Annotated in this window: 24 protein-coding genes; 21 read left to right on the top strand and 3 right to left on the bottom strand. The window is 54.3% G+C overall.

The window, feature by feature from the left end; genetic code table 11:
• The first annotated feature begins 100 nt into the window (after positions 1–100).
• Genes tauA through tauD form a run of 4 tightly spaced genes read left to right on the top strand, consistent with a single transcriptional unit; the run spans position 101 to position 3,515 of the window.
• Positions 101–1,078 (top strand): taurine ABC transporter substrate-binding protein, encoded by a 978-nt coding sequence (tauA, locus tag AC6I8E_RS16830; protein ID WP_107320139.1) that lies wholly within the window; start codon positions 101–103, stop codon positions 1,076–1,078.
• A 9-nt stretch (positions 1,079–1,087) separates the two neighbouring features.
• The gene (gene tauB / locus AC6I8E_RS16825; protein ID WP_013359258.1) at positions 1,088–1,855 is read left to right on the top strand and encodes a taurine ABC transporter ATP-binding subunit; all 768 of its coding nucleotides are present in this window, start codon (positions 1,088–1,090) and stop codon (positions 1,853–1,855) included.
• The gene (gene tauC, locus AC6I8E_RS16820; RefSeq protein WP_147789576.1) at positions 1,852–2,679 is read left to right on the top strand and encodes a taurine ABC transporter permease TauC; all 828 of its coding nucleotides are present in this window, start codon (positions 1,852–1,854) and stop codon (positions 2,677–2,679) included. Before tauB ends, tauC begins: the two co-directional genes overlap by 4 nt.
• Positions 2,676–3,515, top strand: a complete 840-nt coding sequence (gene tauD / locus AC6I8E_RS16815) for a taurine dioxygenase (RefSeq protein ID WP_013359256.1) — start codon at positions 2,676–2,678, stop codon at positions 3,513–3,515. The genes tauC and tauD overlap by 4 nt, the downstream gene beginning before the upstream one ends.
• 31 nt (positions 3,516–3,546) lie before the next feature.
• Here tauD and AC6I8E_RS16810 read toward each other — a convergent pair whose 3' ends face one another.
• Entirely contained in the window at positions 3,547–5,451 is a 1,905-nt protein-coding gene (locus tag AC6I8E_RS16810) for an ABC transporter ATP-binding protein (RefSeq protein WP_497824234.1), read from the bottom strand.
• Positions 5,452–5,563: 112 nt separating this feature from the next.
• Here AC6I8E_RS16810 and kefG point away from each other — a divergent pair, with 112 nt between their 5' ends.
• The 4 genes from kefG (at position 5,564) to slyD (ending at position 8,901) form a co-directional block, all read left to right on the top strand.
• Positions 5,564–6,115: a glutathione-regulated potassium-efflux system ancillary protein KefG gene (gene kefG, locus AC6I8E_RS16805; RefSeq protein WP_013359254.1), complete on the top strand. Its 552-nt coding sequence runs from the start codon at positions 5,564–5,566 to the stop codon at positions 6,113–6,115.
• Complete coding sequence (gene kefB / locus AC6I8E_RS16800) at positions 6,116–7,924, top strand: glutathione-regulated potassium-efflux system protein KefB (RefSeq protein ID WP_013359253.1); 1,809 nt, start codon at positions 6,116–6,118, stop codon at positions 7,922–7,924.
• A 24-nt stretch (positions 7,925–7,948) separates the two neighbouring features.
• On the top strand, positions 7,949–8,143 hold the full coding sequence (locus AC6I8E_RS16795) for a YheV family putative zinc ribbon protein (protein ID WP_010253033.1): 195 nt from the start codon (positions 7,949–7,951) through the stop codon (positions 8,141–8,143).
• 197 nt (positions 8,144–8,340) lie between these two features.
• Positions 8,341–8,901 (top strand): peptidylprolyl isomerase, encoded by a 561-nt coding sequence (slyD, locus tag AC6I8E_RS16790; protein ID WP_009087618.1) that lies wholly within the window; start codon positions 8,341–8,343, stop codon positions 8,899–8,901.
• A gap of 97 nt (positions 8,902–8,998) precedes the next feature.
• On the opposite strand, the gene AC6I8E_RS16785 is transcribed toward slyD, so the two are convergent.
• Entirely contained in the window at positions 8,999–9,217 is a 219-nt protein-coding gene (locus AC6I8E_RS16785; protein ID WP_095706600.1) for a SlyX family protein, read from the bottom strand.
• Between the two features lie 269 nt (positions 9,218–9,486).
• On the opposite strand from AC6I8E_RS16785, the gene fkpA reads away from it, so the two are divergent.
• The 11 genes from fkpA to bfr all read left to right on the top strand — a co-directional run bounded on the left by fkpA (position 9,487) and on the right by bfr (position 17,728).
• A complete protein-coding gene (gene fkpA / locus AC6I8E_RS16780; protein ID WP_013359250.1) occupies positions 9,487–10,332 on the top strand; it encodes an FKBP-type peptidyl-prolyl cis-trans isomerase in 846 nt (281 codons plus the stop codon).
• 166 nt (positions 10,333–10,498) lie between these two features.
• Positions 10,499–11,221, top strand: a complete 723-nt coding sequence (locus tag AC6I8E_RS16775) for a helix-turn-helix transcriptional regulator (RefSeq protein WP_013359249.1) — start codon at positions 10,499–10,501, stop codon at positions 11,219–11,221.
• A complete protein-coding gene (gene tusD / locus AC6I8E_RS16770) occupies positions 11,221–11,607 on the top strand; it encodes a sulfurtransferase complex subunit TusD (protein ID WP_013359248.1) in 387 nt (128 codons plus the stop codon). Before AC6I8E_RS16775 ends, tusD begins: the two co-directional genes overlap by 1 nt.
• A complete protein-coding gene (gene tusC / locus AC6I8E_RS16765; protein ID WP_497824233.1) occupies positions 11,607–11,966 on the top strand; it encodes a sulfurtransferase complex subunit TusC in 360 nt (119 codons plus the stop codon). Before tusD ends, tusC begins: the two co-directional genes overlap by 1 nt.
• Before the next feature lie 9 nt (positions 11,967–11,975).
• A complete protein-coding gene (tusB, locus tag AC6I8E_RS16760; RefSeq protein ID WP_095706601.1) occupies positions 11,976–12,263 on the top strand; it encodes a sulfurtransferase complex subunit TusB in 288 nt (95 codons plus the stop codon).
• A 124-nt stretch (positions 12,264–12,387) separates the two neighbouring features.
• Positions 12,388–12,762 (top strand): 30S ribosomal protein S12, encoded by a 375-nt coding sequence (gene rpsL, locus AC6I8E_RS16755; RefSeq protein WP_003852912.1) that lies wholly within the window; start codon positions 12,388–12,390, stop codon positions 12,760–12,762.
• Positions 12,763–12,858: 96 nt separating this feature from the next.
• On the top strand, positions 12,859–13,329 hold the full coding sequence (gene rpsG, locus AC6I8E_RS16750; RefSeq protein WP_009087603.1) for a 30S ribosomal protein S7: 471 nt from the start codon (positions 12,859–12,861) through the stop codon (positions 13,327–13,329).
• Positions 13,330–13,419: 90 nt separating this feature from the next.
• Entirely contained in the window at positions 13,420–15,534 is a 2,115-nt protein-coding gene (gene fusA, locus AC6I8E_RS16745; RefSeq protein WP_147789573.1) for an elongation factor G, read from the top strand.
• 68 nt (positions 15,535–15,602) lie between these two features.
• Positions 15,603–16,787, top strand: a complete 1,185-nt coding sequence (gene tuf, locus AC6I8E_RS16740) for an elongation factor Tu (RefSeq protein ID WP_013359243.1) — start codon at positions 15,603–15,605, stop codon at positions 16,785–16,787.
• 172 nt (positions 16,788–16,959) lie between these two features.
• A complete protein-coding gene (bfd, locus tag AC6I8E_RS16735) occupies positions 16,960–17,154 on the top strand; it encodes a bacterioferritin-associated ferredoxin (protein WP_033784140.1) in 195 nt (64 codons plus the stop codon).
• A 100-nt stretch (positions 17,155–17,254) separates the two neighbouring features.
• Positions 17,255–17,728 carry a bacterioferritin gene (bfr, locus tag AC6I8E_RS16730; protein WP_013359241.1) on the top strand — a complete coding sequence of 158 codons (474 nt, stop codon included), beginning with the start codon at positions 17,255–17,257 and terminating at the stop codon, positions 17,726–17,728.
• Here bfr and AC6I8E_RS16725 read toward each other — a convergent pair.
• Positions 17,715–18,482 carry a prepilin peptidase gene (locus tag AC6I8E_RS16725; protein WP_033784139.1) on the bottom strand — a complete coding sequence of 256 codons (768 nt, stop codon included), beginning with the start codon at positions 18,480–18,482 and terminating at the stop codon, positions 17,715–17,717. The genes bfr and AC6I8E_RS16725 overlap by 14 nt on opposite strands.
• Positions 18,483–18,875: 393 nt before the next feature.
• On the opposite strand from AC6I8E_RS16725, the gene rpsJ reads away from it, so the two are divergent.
• Positions 18,876–19,187, top strand: coding sequence for a 30S ribosomal protein S10 (gene rpsJ / locus AC6I8E_RS16720; RefSeq protein ID WP_001181005.1), 312 nt, complete (start codon positions 18,876–18,878; stop codon positions 19,185–19,187).
• A gap of 32 nt (positions 19,188–19,219) precedes the next feature.
• Complete coding sequence (gene rplC / locus AC6I8E_RS16715; protein WP_003850712.1) at positions 19,220–19,849, top strand: 50S ribosomal protein L3; 630 nt, start codon at positions 19,220–19,222, stop codon at positions 19,847–19,849.
• The last annotated feature ends 1 nt before the right edge of the window (position 19,850 follow it).

Raw genomic sequence — 19,850 nt, 5'->3', positions numbered from 1 at the left:
TCTAAGAACTTATTTCTATTAGGGATAATTTTTAATTCCTTTATGAAACTATAGCGGCCGCAGACACTACCTCCACTATAAAAACGGCGGGGTAATGATCATGGCAGCAACACGTTTAACTTTTTTAGCCGCAGCGCTGGCACTGCTGGCGTTTCGGGCAGATGCGGTCAATGTCACCGTGGCGTACCAGACCTCAGCCGAACCTGCGAAAGTGGCGCAGGCTGACAACAGTTTTGCGAAAGAGAGCGGGGCCAGCGTTGACTGGCGTAAGTTTGACAGCGGTGCAGGCGTCTTACGCGCACTGGCGTCCGGCGACGTCCAGATTGGCAACATCGGTTCCAGTCCCTTAGCGGTCGCAGCAGCGCAGAAACTGCCAATTGAAGCGTTTTTACTCGCCTCTCAGCTGGGCAACTCTGAAGCGCTGGTGGTAAAAAAGACCATTACCTCTCCTAAAGATCTCATTGGCAAACGCATCGCGGTGCCGTTCATCTCTACTACTCACTACAGCCTGCTGGCTGCACTGAAACACTGGGGCATCAAGCCGTCGCAGGTTCAGCTGGTAAACCTGCAGCCGCCAGCGATTATCGCGGCCTGGCAGCGTGGTGACATTGATGGTGCCTATGTCTGGGCGCCCGCAGTCAATGAGCTGGAGAAAGAAGGCAAGGTGTTAACCGACTCTGCGGAAGTGGGGAGCTGGGGTTCACCGACGCTGGATGTCTGGGTAGTCCGCAAAGATTTTGCCGAACAGCACCCGGAGATCGTGACCGCCTTTGCCCGCAGCGCGATCGATGCGCAGCAGGCCTATCTTAACAGTCCCGACAGCTGGCTGAAGCAGCCTGATAACCTCAGCAAACTCTCACGCCTGAGCGGCGTGCCGGAAGCGCAGGTGCCGGGTCTGGTGAAGGGCAATACCTACCTGACAGCGCAGCAGCAGGTTGAGCAGCTGGGCAAGCCGGTCAATAAGGCGATCGTCGATACCGCGCAGTTTCTGAAAGCGCAGGGCCGGGTGCCGCAGGCAGATAACGACTACAGCGGTTATGTGACCTCCCGTTTCGTCGAGCCATTAGTTAAACCGTAAGGAGGCACTATGCTGCGCATCGCTCACCTTAATGCCCGTTATGCCGGGCAGCCCGTGTTGCAGGATATCAATCTGCAACTGGATAGCCAGGAACTGCTGGTCGTGCTCGGCCCCTCCGGCTGTGGCAAAACCACGCTGCTTAATCTGGTGGCCGGATTCCTGCCGGTGGAGTCGGGCAGCATCACGCTGGATAACCAGCCGGTGACCGGGCCAGGCGCGGAGCGCGGCGTGGTGTTTCAGAATGAAGGGTTACTGCCGTGGCGCAACGTGCTGGATAACGTCGCCTTTGGCCTGCAGCTGGCGGGGATGCCGCGCCAGGCACGTGAGGCCATCGCGCGGAAACTCATCAGGCAGGTCGGGCTGGAAGGGGCGGAAAAGCGCGCCATCTGGCAGTTGTCCGGCGGTCAGCGTCAACGGGTAGGTATTGCCCGCGCGCTGGCCACCGATCCGCAACTGCTGCTGCTGGATGAGCCGTTTGGCGCACTGGATGCTTTTACCCGTGAGCAGATGCAGACCCTGCTGCTGACGCTGTGGCGCGACAGCGGTAAACAGATCCTGCTGATTACACACGATATAGAAGAGGCGATTTTCCTCGCCAGTGAACTGATTCTGCTGTCGCCAGGACCGGGCCGTATCGTGGAGCGGCTACGGCCCGAATTTGGCCGCCGTTTTGCTGCGGGAGAGTCGTGCCGCAGCATAAAATCCGATCCGCAGTTTATCGCTCAGCGCGAATATGTGCTGAGCCGGGTATTTGATCAGCGGGAGGCGTTTGCATGAGTGCGTTAATCCACGATAAGTCTCTGCCGGTGCGCCGTCGGTTGCGCTGGCCGTTTTCAACCGCCTTTACGCTGAGCGTTCTGAGCCTCTCTCTGCTGTTACTGCTCTGGTGGGGCGTCACCGCGCTGGGCCTGATTGCTCCGCTGTTTCTGCCGTCGCCGCAGCAGGTGTTCAGCAAGCTGCTGGTGATTGCCAGCGCGCAGGGCTTTATGGATGCCACGCTGTGGCAGCATCTGGCCGCCAGCCTGACGCGGATGCTGATTGCGCTGACGGCTGCTGCCGCTATCGGTATTCCGGTGGGGATTCTGATGGGCCTCAGCCCGGCCGCACGCGGGCTGCTCGATCCGCTGATTGAAATTTATCGCCCGATTCCGCCACTCGCCTATCTGCCGCTGATGGTGATCTGGTTCGGCATTGGTGAGACATCAAAAATCCTGCTGATCTATCTGGCGATCTTCGCGCCCGTGACGCTCTCTACCCTGGCCGGGGTGCGTAACACGCAGCAGGTACGTATTCGCGCCGCTCGCTCGCTGGGGGCTAACCGCTGGCAGCTGCTGCGCTGGGTGATCCTGCCGGGCGCGCTGCCGGAGATTCTGACCGGTCTGCGCATTGGTCTGGGAGTGGGCTGGTCAACGCTGGTGGCAGCGGAGCTGATTGCCGCAACGCGTGGCCTCGGTTTTATGGTGCAGTCAGCGGGAGAGTTTCTCGCCACCGATGTGGTGCTGGCGGGTATCGCGGTGATCGCCTTTATCGCTTTTAGTTTAGAACTCGGGCTCCGCGCGTTGCAGCGCCGTCTGACGCCCTGGAGTGGAGAACAGTCATGAATGAACGTATCAGTTTTACCCCGCTTAGCCCCTATATCGGCGCGCAGGTTTCAAACCTGGATGTCTCCCGGCCATTAAGTGATGCGCAGTTTGAACAGCTTTACCATGGCCTGCTGCGCCACCAGGTGCTGTTTCTGCGTGACCAGAAAATTACGCCGGAACAGCATCGTGCCCTGGCGATCCGCTTTGGCGACCTGCATATCCATCCGGTCTATCCCCATGCAGAAGGCGTTGAGGAGATTATCGTGCTGGATACGCATCAGGATAATCCGCCGGATAACGACAACTGGCACACCGATGTCACCTTTATCGACACGCCACCGGCCATCGCTTTGCTGGCCTCAAAAGTGTTACCGGAGGCGGGCGGTGACACGCTCTGGACCAGCGGCATTGCGGCCTATGAGGCGCTCTCTGAGCCTTTTAAACAGTTGCTGGCAGGCCTGAGTGCCGAGCATGATTTCAAAAAGTCATTCCAGGAATATAAGTACCGCAAAACCGAAGAGGAGCATCAGCGCTGGCAGCAGGCGGTGGCGAAGCATCCGCCGGTGCAGCATCCGGTGATCCGCACCCATCCGGTCAGCGGCAAAAAAGCGCTGTTTGTGAACGAGGGTTTTACCACTCGGATTGTGGATTTAAGCGAGAAGGAGAGTGATGCGCTGCTGGACTTCCTGTTTGCGCATGCCACCAAACCGGAGTTTCAGGTGCGCTGGCGCTGGCAGCCAGACGATCTGGCTATCTGGGATAATCGGGTGACGCAGCATTATGCCAATGCTGACTACTATCCCGCCCGGCGCATCATGCAGCGGGCAACGGTGCTGGGCGATAAACCGCGTTAAAAGATTCTCCCCGCGAGCGGGGAGAGTTTATTTATGAAGCCATCATCTGTTCGAGCTGTTCCTGGGCCTCCAGCCACGCCATCTCAACCTCTTCCAGCGCAGACTTACTCTCCGCCTGACGCTGCAGCGCGGTGGTCAGGTCCGCTTTACGGCTCGGCTCATAAATTGCACTGTCTGAGAGCTGCGCTTCGGCATCGGCCAGCTGGCTCTGCCATTTGCTCATCTGCTTTTCCAGCTTCTCGATCTCTTTGCGCAGTGGTTGCGTCTGGGTGCGCAGTTCGGCATCGCGGCGCTTCTGATCTTTACGCGCCTGGGCACTGTTGCCGTTATCCTGCTTCGGTGCGGCATCCTGTTGCGCCTGCTGTTTCTGCAGATCGCTCAGCCACTGCTGATAATCTTCGAGGTCGCCCTCAAACACATCCACTTTGCCATCGTGCACCAGATAGAGATCGTCGGTGGTGGCGCGCAGCAGGTGACGGTCGTGCGACACCACCACCAGCGCACCTTCGAAGTCGATCAACGCTTCGGTCAGCGCCTGACGCATATCGAGATCGAGGTGGTTGGTAGGTTCATCGAGCAGCAGCAGGTTAGGGCGCTGCCAGACAATCAGGGCCAGCACCAGTCGCGCTTTCTCACCGCCGGAGAAGCGCTCGGTGTTTTCAGTGACTTTATCTCCACGGAAATCGAAGCCACCCAGATAGTCGCGCAGCTGCTGTTCAAGCACCTGAGGCGCAATGCGCGACAGATGCTGCAGCGGCGACTCGTCAGCCCGCAGATACTCCAGCTGATGCTGGGCGAAGTAACCGAGCTTGATCCCTTTCGCCAGCCCCATCTTGCCGTCCATCGCTTCCAGCTCACCTGCCAGCAGCTTGATAAGGGTCGATTTACCGGCGCCGTTACGTCCCAGCAGGCCGATACGCGATCCCGGAACCAGGTTGAGCTTGATGGCGTCGAGAATGATACGGTCGCCATAACCCGCGGTGACCTTCTCCATCTTCATCAGCGGATTAGGCAGGTTCTCCGGCTTGCGGAAGGTGAAGCTGAACGGATTGTCGACATGGGCAGGCGCGACCATCTCCATGCGCTCCAGCATCTTGATTCGGCTCTGCGCCTGCTTGGCTTTAGTGGCCTGCGCACGGAAGCGATCAATGTAGCTGTGTAAATGCGCCACTTTCTCCTGCTGACTCTCATACAGCGCCTGCTGCTGAGCCAGTTTGGCGACGCGCTGCCGCTCAAAGGAGCTGTAGTTGCCGGTGTATTCGAACATCGACTCCTGTTCGATATGGATAATTTTGTCGATGACCGGATCGAGGAAGTCACGATCGTGCGAGATCAGGATCAGCGTGCCTTCATAACTCTTCAGCCAGCGTTCCAGCCAGATCACCGCATCGAGATCGAGGTGGTTGGTCGGTTCATCCAGCAGCAGCAGATCGGAACGACAAATCAGCGCTTGGGCCAGATTAAGGCGCATACGCCAGCCACCGGAGAAGTCGCTGACCGGACGCTGCAGCTGTTCCTGACTGAAGCCCAGACCGTGCAGCAGGCTTGAGGCGCGCGCATGAATGCTCCACGCCTGCACCGCATCCAGCTTGCCATGCAGCAGCGCGATGGCATTACCATCGTCGCGCAGATTGGCATCCGCCAGTTCTGCTTCAAGCTGGCGAAACTGGCGATCGCCATCAATCACGTACTCCAGCGCAGCTTTATCCAGCGCGGGAGTTTCCTGATTCACCCAGGCCAGTGCCCAGTGAGAGGGGAACGTGACGGTACCGGCATCGCTGGTGATTTCACCTTTTAACAGCGACAGCAGCGTGGATTTCCCACAGCCGTTTTTACCCACCAGCCCGACCTTCTGACCGGGATTGATGGTGGCGGTGGCATTGTCGAGCAGGACGCGGATGCCGCGGCGAATTTGTAAGGCTGAGAAGACAATCATGTAAGCGCCGTATCGTCAGAATATGTTAATTTACTGGCAACATAATGAGATTTTGCTGCGTCGTGCATGGTAGCGGAAAACCGCACCAATGACGACGCTTTGGAGGGAAAGGATGTCGCAGCCACCCAGGGTTTTGCTGCTTTATGCTCATCCGGAATCACAGGATTCGGTCGCAAATCGGATCCTGCTGCAGCCGGCTCAGGCACTGGAACACGTCACCGTGCACGATCTGTACGCGACCTATCCGGATTTTTTTATCGATATTCACTATGAACAACAGCTGCTGCGCGAACACGACGTCATCATTTTCCAGCATCCGCTCTATACCTATAGCTGTCCGGCGCTGCTGAAAGAGTGGCTGGATCGCGTTCTGTCACGCGGTTTCGCCAATGGTGTGGATGGCAATGCGCTCGAAGGCAAGTACTGGCGCAGCGTGGTGACGACCGGAGAACCGGAAAGTGCTTTTAAACAGCAGGGTCTGAACCGCTATTCGCTCAATGACATTATGCGTCCTTTTGAGCTGACCGCGCAGATGTGCCGTATGCACTGGATGCCGCCGATGATCGTCTACTGGGCGCGTCGGCAGAGTCCGGAGTTAATGAAAAATTATGCCCGCGCCTATGGCGACTGGCTGGCAGCACCGCTGCCGAATGGAGGGGTATAGATGGAAGGGCAAACGCTGCTGACCGCCGGGGTGATTTATCTGGTCGCGGCGGTATTGATTGTGCCGGTGGCGGCTCGCCTCGGTATTGGTGCTGTTCTGGGCTATCTGGTGGCGGGTATCGCTATCGGCCCGTGGGGCTTAGGCTTTATCAGCGACGTCGATGAGATTCTTCACTTCTCTGAGCTTGGCGTGGTTTTCCTGATGTTTATTATCGGGCTGGAGCTGAACCCGGCAAAGCTGTGGGCGCTGCGCCGCTCCATTTTTGGCGTCGGCGCAGCGCAGGTCATCTTCTCAGCGGCTATTCTGGGTGGCTTATTATGGCTGACCGACTTTAGCTGGCAGGCGGCAATTATCGGTGGGATTGGTCTGGCGATGTCTTCGACCGCCATGGCGCTGCAGCTGATGATGGATAAAGGTATGAACCGCAGCGAAGCCGGACAACTGGGCTTTTCGGTGCTGCTGTTTCAGGATATCGCGGTCATCCCGGCGCTGGCGCTGATCCCGCTGCTGGCCGGCACCGACAGCGGTCACATCGACTGGATGAAGGTCGGTATGAAAGTGCTGGCGTTTGCCGGCATGCTGGTGGGCGGACGCTATCTGCTGCGGCCGATCTTCCGTTACATCGCGGCATCAGGCGTGCGCGAAGTCTTTACCGCGGCGTCGCTGCTGCTGGTGCTGGGTTCCGCATTGTTCATGGATGCGCTGGGCCTGTCGATGGCGCTGGGCACCTTTATTGCCGGGATCCTGCTGGCAGAAAGTGAATACCGGCATGAGCTGGAAGTCGCTATCGATCCGTTTAAGGGGCTGCTGCTGGGCCTGTTCTTTATTTCGGTGGGCATGGCACTCAACCTCGGAGTGCTCTATACCCATATTGTGACCATCCTGCTGGGCGTGGTAACGCTGGTGGCGGTGAAAACGCTGGTGCTCTATCTGCTGGCGCGCATTTATGGCCTGCGCAGTTCCGAGCGCCAGCAGTTTGCTGGCGTACTGAGTCAGGGCGGCGAGTTTGCCTTTGTGCTCTTTTCAGCGGCCTCGTCGGCAAAGCTCTTCTCAGGCGATCAACTGCCGATGCTGCTGGTGACGGTGACGCTGTCGATGATGACCACGCCGTTGCTGATGAAGGGTATCGACCGACTGCTGGCACGCCGCTTTAATGAGCCGGACGAAAATGCAGAGAAACACTTTGTCGAAGATGATCAGCCGCAGGTCATTGTGGTGGGCTTTGGTCGCTTCGGACAGGTGATAGGTCGCCTGCTGATGGCGAACAACAAACGCATTACCGTGCTGGAACGGGACATCAGTGTGGTGAGTCTGATGCGCAAATATGGTTACAAAGTCTATTACGGTGATGCCACCGAGCTGGAGTTACTGCGTGCCGCCGGTGCAGCCAGCGCCCAGTCGATTGTGATCACCTGTAATGAGCCGGAAGATGTGATGACTATCGTGCATCTGTGCCAGCAGCATTTTCCGCAGCTGCAGATTCAGGCGCGCGCCCGGGGCCGTGTGGAAGCGCATGAGCTGCTGCAGGCAGGCGTCACCCAGTTCTCGCGTGAGACCTTCTCCAGTGCGCTGGAGCTGGGCCGTAAAACATTGATGTCACTGGGGATGCATCCCCATCAGGCGCATCGCGCTCAGCAGCATTTTCGCCGGCTTGATATGCGGATGCTTCGCGAGCTGGTGCCGACGCTCTCTGAAAGCGCTGCACAGGCTTCACGTGTCCGTGAAGCGCGGCGTGAACTGGAAGATATCTTCCAGCGTGAAATGCAGCGCGAAAAGCGGCAGATCGACGGCTGGGACGATGATCAATAACCTTTTTAAAACAGGCAGAAGCTAATGCGTAAACGTTTTATTGCTGGTGCGACATGCCCGCACTGCCAGGAGAAGGACACGCTGGCGATGTGGCGTGAAAACAATGTCGATGTAGTGGAGTGTGTGAAATGTGGTCATCAGATGCGTGAGGCAGATAAGCAGGCGCGCGATCAGGTTCGGACCAATGAACAGGTTATCGGCATTTTCCATCCTGAATAGCGGAATCGGGCAGCTTTTTTCACGCTTAAACTTACAGCGGGATTGAATTCCGTTACAATTGACGCCATTAAGGCTGAAGTCGCAAGAGAAAGTGAAACCCCTCTTGCACTCAACCCCGAACCTTTCTGGTTGGTGTTATTGCACGCAAGAATAGACCAATGAGACGGGATCTCAGCTCTCAACGGTTAGGAGATATCATGAAAGTAGCAAAAGACCTGGTGGTAAGCCTGGCCTATCAGGTACGTACAGAAGACGGCGTGTTAGTTGACGAGTCACCGGTGAGTGCACCGTTAGACTACCTGCACGGTCATGGTTCCCTGATTTCTGGTCTGGAAAATGCGCTGGAAAACCACGTTGCCGGCGACAAGTTTGACGTGCATATCCCGGCAAACGATGCTTACGGTCAGTATGACGACAACCTGGTGCAGCGCGTACCTAAAGACGTCTTCATGGGCGTTGACGAACTGCAGGTTGGCATGCGCTTCCTGGCAGAGACCGATCAGGGTCCGGTACCGGTAGAAATCACCGAAGTGGAAGACGATCACGTCGTGGTTGATGGTAACCACATGCTGGCGGGTCAGAACCTGAACTTCAACGTTGAAGTGGTTGCTATCCGTGAAGCCACACCGGAAGAACTGGCTCATGGCCACGTTCACGGTGCAGATGGCCATCATCATGACCACGATCACGGCCATGATCACGACCACGACCATGGTAAAGGCGGTTGCGGTACTGGCGGTTGCGGCTGCAGCCACTAAGTCTCAACAGACCTTTCAAGGCCACCTCCGGGTGGCCTTTCTTTTGGCTGATACTCTGGTTCGGCCCGGCTGAGCCAGGGCCAGACACCGCCCATCATCAGTAGTGTGGCGGTGGCGTCTCTTCAGACTGCGAGGCGACCATCGATGGCGCATTCGCTTTGAGCTTGTCGGTTAAAATGCGCATCTGTTCACGCATCTTGTTCATCTCCAGCTCGTGCTGAACCACCGCGTTGTTCAGCTGCTCAATGGTCATCTCCTGAAAGGCCAGTTTACTTTCTAACGTCTCCAGACGCTGTTCCCACTCAGATTGTTGCATGACCTGTTCCTCTGTTAAGGTGCGACTCAGGGCGTGATTCTACGACCTGAATGCCAGGAATCACCTGTTTTTTTCACGCCCGGAGGCGTTGCGCTTGAAAAAAGGCAGCGCGGCATCATCTCTGATGAAACTTCCCGATGTTATAAAGGTCGGAGGTAGACCGGGTAATTACATTGTGGGAGTGTTCGACACTGCCACGTAAAGTTATAGTGTGGGCCCTGAAGTCCGCAATGTTTCCCGAGGTTAGACGCTTCGGTTTTGGAGAATGGATGAAATCACTGTTTAAAGTCACATTGTTAGCTACCACCATGGCTGTTGCACTGAATGCATCAATGGCAATGGCAGCAGACACCGCTGCGGCGCCACAGGCTGCACCAGCCGCCGCGCCACAGTCCGCGCCTCAGGCACCTAAGAATGCGGCTTTCAAAGATGAAGACCAGCAGTCTGCCTACGCACTGGGTGCTTCACTGGGTCGCTACATGGACAACTCCCTGAAGGAGCAGGAAAAACTGGGCATCAAACTGGATAAGCAGCAGCTGATTGCTGGTGTTCAGGATGCGTTTGGTGGCAAGAGCAAACTGTCTGACGAAGAGATTGAGCAGACGCTGCAATCCTTTGAAGGCCGCGTGAAAGGCGCAGCCTCAGCGAAAATGGAAAAAGATGCGAAAGAGAACGCTGAAAAGGGCGACGCTTTCGCAACCAAATTTGCTAAAGAGAGCGGCGTGAAGAAAACCGAAAGCGGCCTGCTGTATAAAGTTGAGAAAGAAGGTACTGGCGACGCACCTAAAGACAGCGACACTGTCGTGGTTAACTACAAAGGTACGCTGATCGACGGTACTGAATTCGACAACTCTTATACCCGTGGTGAGCCGCTCTCATTCCGTCTGGATGGCGTTATCCCAGGCTGGACTGAAGGTCTGAAGCACGTGAAGAAAGGTGGCAAGATCAAGCTGGTGATCCCACCGAATCTGGCTTACGGCAAAAACGGCGTTCCGGGCATCCCGGCTAACTCCACTCTGGTCTTTGATGTTGAACTGCTTGATATCAAACCCGCGCCTAAAGCAGATGAAAAAGCACAGGCTCCTGCGCCTGCTGCTGCAGAAAAAGCGCAGTAATGTGCTGACCGCCGCCTCCGGGCGGCGGTTTCATTTTAGCTTCACGACAAACCTCTGGCATAAGCCGACGACATTTGCCAGACTAATGCCTGCCTAATTATCCCAATATTGAGTCTGCCCATAAGCCGCTGTGACAGGCTCCAGCCATTCAGGGTGATACTCTTCAATGTCTAATCCATTCAATCCGGGTGAACTGAGCGACTTCGATCTTCTGGAGCAGCGCCCGTTCGAAGAAACTGATTACGATATTCTGAAATCGTACGAGGCTGTCGTGGATGGCCTGGCGATGTTGATCGGCTCGCATTGTGAAATTGTCCTGCATTCGCTTGAAGATCTGAAGTGTTCGGCCGTGCGTATCGCCAATGGTGAACACACTGGTCGTAAAGTCGGTTCGCCGATTACCGACCTGGCCCTGCGTATGCTGCATGATATGCATGGCGCGGACAGCAACGTGTCACGTGCCTATTTTACGCGTGCCAAAAGCGGCGTGCTGATGAAGTCGGTCACCATCGCGATCCGTAACCGCCAGCAACGGGTTATTGGCCTGCTCTGCATCAACATGAACCTGGATGTGCCGTTCTCACAGATCATGTCGACTTTCATGCCGCCTGAGATGCAGCAGGTTGATTCCAACGTCAACTTCGCCAGTTCGGTCGACGATCTGGTGATGCAGACGCTGGAGTTCACCATTGAAGAGGTGAGTGCCGATCGCAACGTGTCGAACAACGCCAAGAATCGTCAGATTGTGCTGAACCTGTATGAGAAGGGAATCTTCGACATTAAAGATGCCATCAATCAGGTGGCGGACAGGCTGAACATCTCGAAGCACACCGTTTATCTTTACATCCGCCAGTTTAAAAATGGCGACTTCCAGGGACAGGATCGGTAATGCGTTACACCCTGCTGGTCACCGGCCCGGCTTATGGGACGCAACAGGCGACCAGTGCATATCTGTTCGCCCGCGCGCTGCTGACGGCGGGCCATCAGCTCGAAAGCGTATTCTTCTATCGCGAAGGGGTGCTGAACGCTAATCAGCTCACCGCTCCGGCCAGCGATGAGTTTGATCTGGTGCGCGCGTGGCAGACATTACATCAGGAGCAGGGTGTGGCACTGAACATCTGTGTAGCGGCTGCGCTGCGGCGTGGTGTCAGCGATCAGCAGGAAGCGGCCCGACTCCAGCTGGCGGGCAGTAACCTGCAGCCGGGTTTTACCCTGAGCGGGCTGGGTGCGCTGGCAGAAGCGGCGCTGAGCTGTGAACGTATGGTGCAGTTCTGATGAATCGTGTCGCATTTGTCTTTACCCAGGCTCCGCACGGTAGCAGTGCAGGGCGCGAAGGGCTGGATGCCGCGCTGGCCACGGGGGTACTCAGTGAAGATATCGGCCTGTTTTTTATCGGCGATGGCGTACTGCAGCTCAATCTGCACCAGCAGCCTGAGGCGATTAAGAGCCGTCACTATGCCGCGACCTTTGGCGTGCTGGCGCTGTATGACATTGAACAGTGTTATCTCTGCCGGACATCGCTGATAACGCGTGGATTAGCGGTTGACGCTGACCGGTTGCTGGATGTTACGCTACTGGACGCGACGGAGCTGCGTCAGACGCTGGCCAGCTACGATCGCATTCTGACTTTTTAAGAGACGTTAATGCTGCACACCTTAATGCATTCACCGGCACACTGTGACCTCGAAACCCTGCTTTTAATCGCGGGTGAGGGGGATGACCTGCTGCTGCTGCAGGATGGCGTGCTGGCTGCCTTAGCAGGCAGTCGCGCATTGGCGCAGTTGTCAGCGTGTAAAGCAACGCTATGGGTGCTTGCTGAAGATGTCCAGGCGCGCGGACTCACTGAACAAATTTCAACCAGCGTGCAGTCAGTAGACTATACTGGCTTTGTCACGCTAACGATCAGGCATCCGCAACAAATGGTCTGGTAATCGGCTAAAACCTGGTTATTTCTTGACACCCCTTTGACTCAGCCCTAAAATTCTGCCTCCTCGTAATTCTACGAGGCGATTTATTACGTGTTTACGAAGCAAAAGCAAATCCAGGAGCTATTTAATGGCAACAGTTAACCAGCTGGTTCGCAAACCACGCGTCCGCAAAGTTGCAAAGAGCAACGTGCCGGCGCTGGAAGCTTGCCCGCAAAAACGTGGCGTTTGTACTCGTGTGTACACCACCACTCCTAAGAAACCAAACTCCGCACTGCGTAAAGTCTGCCGTGTGCGTTTGACCAACGGTTTTGAAGTTACCTCCTACATCGGCGGTGAAGGTCATAACCTGCAGGAACACTCCGTGATCCTGATCCGTGGCGGTCGTGTAAAAGACCTGCCAGGTGTGCGTTACCACACCGTTCGTGGCGCGCTGGACTGCTCAGGTGTTAAAGACCGTAAGCAGGCTCGCTCCAAGTACGGCGTGAAGAAGCCAAAGGCTTAATGGTTCTCCGTTAAGTAAGGCCAAACGTTTTAAATTAAATGTCATAATAAACTCATAGAGTTTTGGACAATCCTGAATTAACAACGGAGTATTTCCATGCCACGTCGTCGCGTCATTGGTCAGCGTAAAATTCTGCCAGATCCTAAGTTCGGATCAGAGCTGCTGGCTAAATTTGTAAATATCCTGATGGTAGATGGTAAAAAATCTACTGCAGAATCAATCGTTTATACCGCGCTTGAGACCCTGGCTCAGCGTTCAGGTAAAAACTCCCTGGAAGCCTTTGAAGTAGCGCTGGAAAATGTGCGTCCGACTGTCGAAGTTAAGTCACGTCGCGTTGGTGGTTCTACTTATCAGGTACCAGTTGAAGTCCGTCCGGTTCGTCGTAATGCCCTGGCAATGCGCTGGATCGTAGATGCTGCTCGTAAACGCGGTGATAAATCAATGGCTCTTCGCCTGGCGAACGAACTTTCTGATGCTGCAGAGAACAAAGGTACTGCAGTGAAGAAACGTGAAGACGTTCACCGTATGGCTGAAGCCAACAAGGCGTTCGCTCACTACCGCTGGTAACAGTCGCGTAGTTGTTAAACCAGCGGGCGCCCAAAGGGCCAACCCGCTGGGGTTGACTAATTTTGAACGTCCGAAAAACCGAGGAATCAAATGGCTCGTAAAACACCCATTGCTCGCTACCGTAACATCGGTATCAGTGCGCACATCGACGCCGGTAAGACTACCACTACCGAACGCGTTCTGTTCTACACCGGTGTAAACCACAAAATCGGTGAAGTACATGACGGCGCAGCAACCATGGACTGGATGGAGCAGGAACAGGAACGTGGTATTACCATCACTTCCGCTGCGACCACCTGTTACTGGTCTGGTATGGCTAAGCAGTTCGAACCACACCACATCAACATCATCGACACCCCAGGACACGTTGACTTCACCATTGAAGTAGAACGTTCTATGCGTGTGCTTGATGGCGCGGTAATGGTTTACTGTGCAGTTGGTGGCGTTCAGCCACAGTCTGAGACCGTATGGCGTCAGGCTAACAAATACAAAGTTCCACGCATTGCGTTCGTTAACAAAATGGACCGCATGGGTGCTAACTTCCTGAAAGTTGTTAACCAGATGGAAGTTCGTCTGGGCGCAACTCCAGTTCCTCTGCAGCTGGCTATCGGCGCAGAAGAGAAATTCACCGGTGTTGTTGACCTGGTGAAAATGAAAGCAATCAACTGGAACGACGCAGATCAGGGTGTAACCTTCGATTACGAAGATATTCCAGCTGATATGCAGGAACTGGCTGAAGAATGGCGTGCGAAGCTGGTTGAAGCCGCTGCTGAAGGCTCTGATGAGCTGATGGAGAAATTCTTCGGTGGTGAAGAACTGACTGAAGAAGAGATCAAAACATCTCTGCGTAAGCGTGTTCTGAACAACGAAATCATCCTGGTAACCTGTGGTTCTGCATTTAAGAACAAAGGTGTTCAGGCGATGCTGGATGCAGTTGTTGAATATCTGCCAGCACCGACTGACGTTACCGCGATCAACGGTATGCTGGACGACGGTAAAGACACGCCGGCTGTTCGTCACTCAGACGACAACGAGCCGTTTGCTGCACTGGCGTTCAAAATCGCTACTGACCCGTTTGTAGGTAACCTGACCTTCTTCCGCGTTTACTCTGGTGTTGTTAACACTGGCGACACCGTGTTCAACCCGGTTAAGTCAAACCGTGAGCGTCTGGGCCGTATCGTTCAGATGCACGCTAACAAGCGTGAAGAGATCAAAGAAGTCCGTGCGGGTGATATCGCAGCTGCAATCGGCCTGAAAGATGTGACTACTGGTGACACCCTGTGTGACCCAGAGAACGTCATCATCCTTGAGCGCATGGAGTTCCCGGAGCCGGTAATCTCTATCGCCGTTGAACCAAAAACCAAAGCTGACCAGGAAAAAATGGGTCTGGCTCTGGGCCGTCTGGCGAAAGAAGACCCATCATTCCGCGTATGGACTGATGAAGAATCTAACCAGACCATCATCGCAGGTATGGGTGAGTTGCACCTCGACATCATCGTTGACCGCATGAAGCGTGAGTTCAACGTTGAAGCAAACGTGGGTAAACCACAGGTTGCTTACCGTGAAGCGATTCGCAACAAAGTTACCGATGTTGAAGGTAAACACGCCAAGCAGTCTGGTGGTCGTGGTCAGTACGGTCATGTTGTTATCGACATGTACCCACTGGAGCCAGGTTCGAACCCGAAAGGTTACGAATTTGTCAACGACATCAAAGGTGGTGTGATTCCTGGTGAATACATCCCTGCGGTTGACAAAGGTATCCAGGAGCAGCTGAAATCAGGCCCTCTGGCTGGTTATCCGGTTGTGGATCTGGGCGTGCGTCTGCACTTCGGTTCTTACCATGATGTCGACTCCTCAGAACTGGCGTTTAAACTGGCCGCGTCTATTGCCTTCAAACAAGGCTTTAAACAAGCGACACCTGTTCTGCTTGAGCCTATCATGAAGGTTGAAGTTGAAACGCCAGAAGAGAACACGGGTGATGTCATCGGTGACCTTAGCCGTCGTCGTGGTATGCTCAAAGGGCAGGAATCTAACGCTACTGGCGTTCAGATTCACGCTGAAGTTCCGTTATCTGAAATGTTCGGATACGCAACTCAGCTGCGTTCTCTGACCAAAGGTCGTGCTTCTTACTCCATGGAGTTCCTGAAGTATGACGATGCGCCGAACAACGTAGCGCAGGCCGTTATTGAAGCTCGTAGCAAATAAGCTACGGTTTAAATTTGAACTGATGCCTTCACCCAGATGGTGAAGGCACAACGTAAGGAATTATCGCCATGGCGAAAGAGCAATTTCAGCGTAACAAACTGCACGTAAACGTGGGCACCATCGGTCACGTCGACCACGGTAAAACCACCCTGACTGCAGCTATCACCACCGTACTGTCTAAAACTTACGGCGGCCAGGCTCGTGCATTCGATCAGATCGATAACGCACCAGAAGAGAAAGCACGTGGTATCACCATCAACACTTCACACGTTGAGTATGAAACCCCGTCACGTCACTATGCACACGTTGACTGCCCAGGCCACGCCGACTATGTGAAAAACATGATCACCGGTGCTGCGCAGATGGACGGCGCGATCCTGGTTGTTGCTGCGACTGATGGCCCGATGCCACAGACCCGTGAGCACATCCTGCTGGGTCGTCAGGTTGGCGTTCCTTACATCATCGTGTTCCTGAACAAATGTGACATGGTTGATGATGAAGAGCTGCTGGAACTGGTTGAGATGGAAGTTCGTGACCTGCTGTCAGCCTATGACTTCCCAGGCGACGACACTCCAATCGTTCGTGGTTCTGCTCTGAAAGCGCTGGAAGGCGAAGCTGAGTGGGAAGCGAAAATCATCGAACTGGCTGAGCATCTGGATACCTATATCCCAGAACCACAGCGTGCGATCGACATGCCGTTCCTGCTGCCAATCGAAGACGTATTCTCAATCTCTGGCCGTGGTACTGTTGTTACCGGTCGTGTTGAGCGCGGCATCGTTAAAGTCGGCGACGAAGTTGAAATCGTGGGTATCAAAGATACTGCGAAATCAACCTGTACCGGTGTTGAGATGTTCCGTAAGCTGCTGGACCAGGGTCAGGCAGGCGAAAACTGTGGTGTTCTGCTGCGCGGTATCAAGCGTGAAGACATCCAGCGTGGCCAGGTTCTGGCTAAGCCAGGCTCAATCAAGCCGCACACCCAGTTCGAGTCAGAAGTTTACGTTCTGTCTAAAGACGAAGGTGGCCGCCATACTCCGTTCTTCAAAGGCTATCGTCCACAGTTCTACTTCCGTACCACTGACGTGACCGGTTCAGTAGAGCTGCCAGAAGGCGTTGAAATGGTCATGCCAGGCGACAACATTAAAATGGTTGTTACCCTGATCCACCCAATCGCAATGGACGAAGGTCTGCGCTTCGCAATCCGCGAAGGTGGCCGTACCGTTGGCGCGGGTGTTGTTGCTAAAGTTATCGCTTAATTGTGATACCTGCTGTGGTCGTGCAAACGGCCACTGCAACACAGTGAAAAAGAGCACTCCGGTGCTCTTTTTTTTGCTCTGAAAATGGCCATAACCCTGCAAAGGGTAGGTTTGAAATAAAAACGATTCGCATTTACACTGTGTACAGAAAATGTACCCGAGTGATGAATCAATGTACGTCTGCCTGTGTAATGCCATCAGTGATAAAACCCTTCGTGAAGTTGTGCGTCGATATCAGCCCAAATCTATTCAGCAGCTGCGCCAGTTTGTTCCGGTAGGCAAACAGTGTGGCAAATGCGTTCGTGCTGCGCGTGAGATTATGGATGAAGAGATGCAGCATGCCCCGCTCTATAAAGAGATAGCCTGACTGCCCCTGGATGTGTGAATACCCACAATATCTATCGCGTTTTTTTGACTTCTTTTTAACCACATCTACGCTCTAATAAACCAGACGCGGAGGGTTAACAATGAAGGGCGATATCAAAGTTATCAGTCATCTTAATAAACTGCTTGGAAATGAACTGGTTGCCATCAACCAGTACTTTCTGCATGCGCGCATGTTTAAAAACTGGGGGCTGACGCGCCTCAACGATGTGGAGTATCACGAATCGATCGACGAGATGAAGCATGCTGACAAATACATTGAACGCATACTCTTTCTTGAGGGCATTCCAAATCTTCAGGATCTGGGACGTCTGCGTATTGGTGAAGACGTCGAGGAGATGCTGAGTTCAGACCTGAATCTGGAGCTGGAAGGCGCTAAAGATCTGCGTGAGGCCATCTCCTATGCTGACAAGGTACATGACTATGTCAGTCGTGACATGATGATTGAAATCCTGGCTGATGAAGAGCATCACATCGACTGGATTGAAACGGAACTTGAGTTAATCCAGAAGATGGGCATCCAGAACTATCTGCAGGCTCAAATCAAAGAAGAGTGAATCGGGTCTGCAGCACGATCGTTACCCAGCCCGCAATGGCCAGGAAAGGGCCAAACGGCAGCGGGCTTTTCCCCTGAATTATCCCCCGACGCTGCAGCATTACAATTGTCGCCAGTGCCAGAAAAGTGCTTCCCAGTGCAATCCAGGGTAGTGCCTGCCATCCACAGCACGCCCCTAACGCCGCGAAAAGCTTCATATCACCATAACCCAATCCTTCGTGGCCCCGAACCTGCCGATAGCTCCAGGCAAGTAGCCATAATGTACAGTAGCCCGACAGGGCGCCCCATATCGCTGCTGTTTCATTTCCGGTTACGGTGGCGTGAAGTAATCCCAGCCAGAGCAGCAGATAGCTGAGCGGGTCAGGTATACAGAAGTGGTGGCGATCAATGGCAGCCACCAGAAGCAGCAGGCTGGAGGCAGTAATGATGAAGATAGCGTCGGCAGGATCGGTGAAGCTTTGCAGCACCAGCAGGCAAAGTATTGCGACCAGCCATTCAGTGATAAAGCTTTTCGCACCGAACGGATGATGACAGAAGCGGCACCGGCCTCTTAACCATGGCCAGCTAATCAATGGCAGCGTATCGCGCCATAGCAGGCGCTGCTGACAACAATCACACCGTGAACCGGGAAAGCAGAGTGCGACAAACCACTGAGCGGGCGAGAGGGCAGGTGAGAAGCGCACACAGGCCAGCGAAAGAAAGCTTCCCAGTGCGCCTCCGCCAGCGAGTGCTATGAATTGAGTGAACAGTGACATGATGCTGCTCCGGATGAGAAGTTAAGAGCACTTTCATCGGCTTCTTATTCTGTGTCATCCATGGATAAATAACGGCGGAAAAGTGCTCGCAACAAAATTTGTGGTTTAACCGCTCTGTGGCAATGCATTGCGACGCGTGCCGCACGAACCGGCCACTATTTAACAGGGAAAACCGCAACACGGGTTGCTTCCTGAACAGATTTACGTATAATGCGCGGGCCTGCAGATATTGCAGGCGCGATTCGAGCAGAATCGCAGACGGCTGAAATATAGGCCGCCTGACAATACTCCCAATTGGGGAGTTATATGCTGAACGATTACACTCTCCCATCAATCGTAATGGGCTCGAGTAGTAATTTTTTTCGTCTATAAAAAGTTTGGAGCTCTGGTCTCATGCAGAACCAAAGAATCCGTATCCGTCTTAAAGCGTTTGATCATCGTCTGATCGATCAATCAACCGCGGAAATCGTTGAGACCGCCAAGCGCACTGGTGCGCAGGTTCGTGGTCCAATCCCGCTGCCAACCCGCAAAGAGCGTTTTACTGTTCTGATCTCTCCGCACGTTAACAAAGATGCGCGTGATCAGTACGAAATCCGCACTCACAAGCGTCTGGTAGACATCGTTGAGCCAACTGAAAAAACGGTTGATGCTCTGATGCGTCTGGATCTGGCTGCCGGTGTTGACGTGCAGATCAGCCTGGGTTAATCAGGTCATCGAGCGATTGAGAGGTTGAAACAATGATTGGTTTAGTCGGTAAAAAAGTGGGCATGACCCGCATCTTCACTGAAGATGGCGTTTCTATCCCCGTCACCGTAATCGAAGTTGAAGCGAACCGCGTTACTCAGGTCAAAGGCCTGGAAAACGATGGTTACCAGGCAATTCAGGTTACCACCGGTGCTAAAAAAGCAAACCGTGTGACCAAACCTGAAGCTGGTCATTTTGCTAAAGCTGGCGTTGAAGCTGGCCGTGGCCTGTGGGAATTCCGCACCGCTGAAGGTGAAGAGTACTCTGTAGGTCAGAGCATCAGCGTTGAGATTTTCGCTGAAGTTAAGAAAGTTGACGTAACCGGTACCTCTAAAGGTAAAGGTTTCGCCGGTACCGTTAAGCGCTGGAACTTCCGTACCCAGGACGCTACTCACGGTAACTCCTTGTCTCACCGCGTTCCGGGTTCTATCGGTCAGAACCAGACTCCGGGCAAAGTGTTCAAAGGCAAGAAAATGGCAGGTCAGCTGGGTAATGAGCGCGTAACCGTTCAGAGTCTGGACGTAGTACGTGTTGACGCTGAGCGCAACCTGCTGCTGGTTAAAGGTGCAGTTCCCGGTGCTACCGGTAGCGACCTGATCGTTAAACCAGCTGTGAAGGCGTAAG

It is taken from the genome of Pantoea sp. X-Soil-YNGN-785 (assembly GCF_059730585.1).
Note: the sequence above shows the minus strand (reverse complement) of the source record. Positions and strands in the feature narration are given on the sequence as shown.

What these genes read in the sequence shown, in the direction of transcription:
- tauA (WP_107320139.1), top strand. Translation starts at nt 101, where the DNA reads ATGGCAGCAACACGTTTAACTTTTTTAGCCGCAGCGCTGGCACTGCTG.
- tauB (WP_013359258.1), top strand. Translation starts at nt 1,088, where the DNA reads ATGCTGCGCATCGCTCACCTTAATGCCCGTTATGCCGGGCAGCCCGTG.
- tauC (WP_147789576.1), top strand. Translation starts at nt 1,852, where the DNA reads ATGAGTGCGTTAATCCACGATAAGTCTCTGCCGGTGCGCCGTCGGTTG.
- tauD (WP_013359256.1), top strand. Translation starts at nt 2,676, where the DNA reads ATGAATGAACGTATCAGTTTTACCCCGCTTAGCCCCTATATCGGCGCG.
- AC6I8E_RS16810 (WP_497824234.1), bottom strand. Translation starts at nt 5,451, where the DNA reads ATGATTGTCTTCTCAGCCTTACAAATTCGCCGCGGCATCCGCGTCCTG.
- kefG (WP_013359254.1), top strand. Translation starts at nt 5,564, where the DNA reads ATGTCGCAGCCACCCAGGGTTTTGCTGCTTTATGCTCATCCGGAATCA.
- kefB (WP_013359253.1), top strand. Translation starts at nt 6,116, where the DNA reads ATGGAAGGGCAAACGCTGCTGACCGCCGGGGTGATTTATCTGGTCGCG.
- AC6I8E_RS16795 (WP_010253033.1), top strand. Translation starts at nt 7,949, where the DNA reads ATGCGTAAACGTTTTATTGCTGGTGCGACATGCCCGCACTGCCAGGAG.
- slyD (WP_009087618.1), top strand. Translation starts at nt 8,341, where the DNA reads ATGAAAGTAGCAAAAGACCTGGTGGTAAGCCTGGCCTATCAGGTACGT.
- AC6I8E_RS16785 (WP_095706600.1), bottom strand. Translation starts at nt 9,217, where the DNA reads ATGCAACAATCTGAGTGGGAACAGCGTCTGGAGACGTTAGAAAGTAAA.
- fkpA (WP_013359250.1), top strand. Translation starts at nt 9,487, where the DNA reads ATGAAATCACTGTTTAAAGTCACATTGTTAGCTACCACCATGGCTGTT.
- AC6I8E_RS16775 (WP_013359249.1), top strand. Translation starts at nt 10,499, where the DNA reads ATGTCTAATCCATTCAATCCGGGTGAACTGAGCGACTTCGATCTTCTG.
- tusD (WP_013359248.1), top strand. Translation starts at nt 11,221, where the DNA reads ATGCGTTACACCCTGCTGGTCACCGGCCCGGCTTATGGGACGCAACAG.
- tusC (WP_497824233.1), top strand. Translation starts at nt 11,607, where the DNA reads ATGAATCGTGTCGCATTTGTCTTTACCCAGGCTCCGCACGGTAGCAGT.
- tusB (WP_095706601.1), top strand. Translation starts at nt 11,976, where the DNA reads ATGCTGCACACCTTAATGCATTCACCGGCACACTGTGACCTCGAAACC.
- rpsL (WP_003852912.1), top strand. Translation starts at nt 12,388, where the DNA reads ATGGCAACAGTTAACCAGCTGGTTCGCAAACCACGCGTCCGCAAAGTT.
- rpsG (WP_009087603.1), top strand. Translation starts at nt 12,859, where the DNA reads ATGCCACGTCGTCGCGTCATTGGTCAGCGTAAAATTCTGCCAGATCCT.
- fusA (WP_147789573.1), top strand. Translation starts at nt 13,420, where the DNA reads ATGGCTCGTAAAACACCCATTGCTCGCTACCGTAACATCGGTATCAGT.
- tuf (WP_013359243.1), top strand. Translation starts at nt 15,603, where the DNA reads ATGGCGAAAGAGCAATTTCAGCGTAACAAACTGCACGTAAACGTGGGC.
- bfd (WP_033784140.1), top strand. Translation starts at nt 16,960, where the DNA reads ATGTACGTCTGCCTGTGTAATGCCATCAGTGATAAAACCCTTCGTGAA.
- bfr (WP_013359241.1), top strand. Translation starts at nt 17,255, where the DNA reads ATGAAGGGCGATATCAAAGTTATCAGTCATCTTAATAAACTGCTTGGA.
- AC6I8E_RS16725 (WP_033784139.1), bottom strand. Translation starts at nt 18,482, where the DNA reads ATGTCACTGTTCACTCAATTCATAGCACTCGCTGGCGGAGGCGCACTG.
- rpsJ (WP_001181005.1), top strand. Translation starts at nt 18,876, where the DNA reads ATGCAGAACCAAAGAATCCGTATCCGTCTTAAAGCGTTTGATCATCGT.
- rplC (WP_003850712.1), top strand. Translation starts at nt 19,220, where the DNA reads ATGATTGGTTTAGTCGGTAAAAAAGTGGGCATGACCCGCATCTTCACT.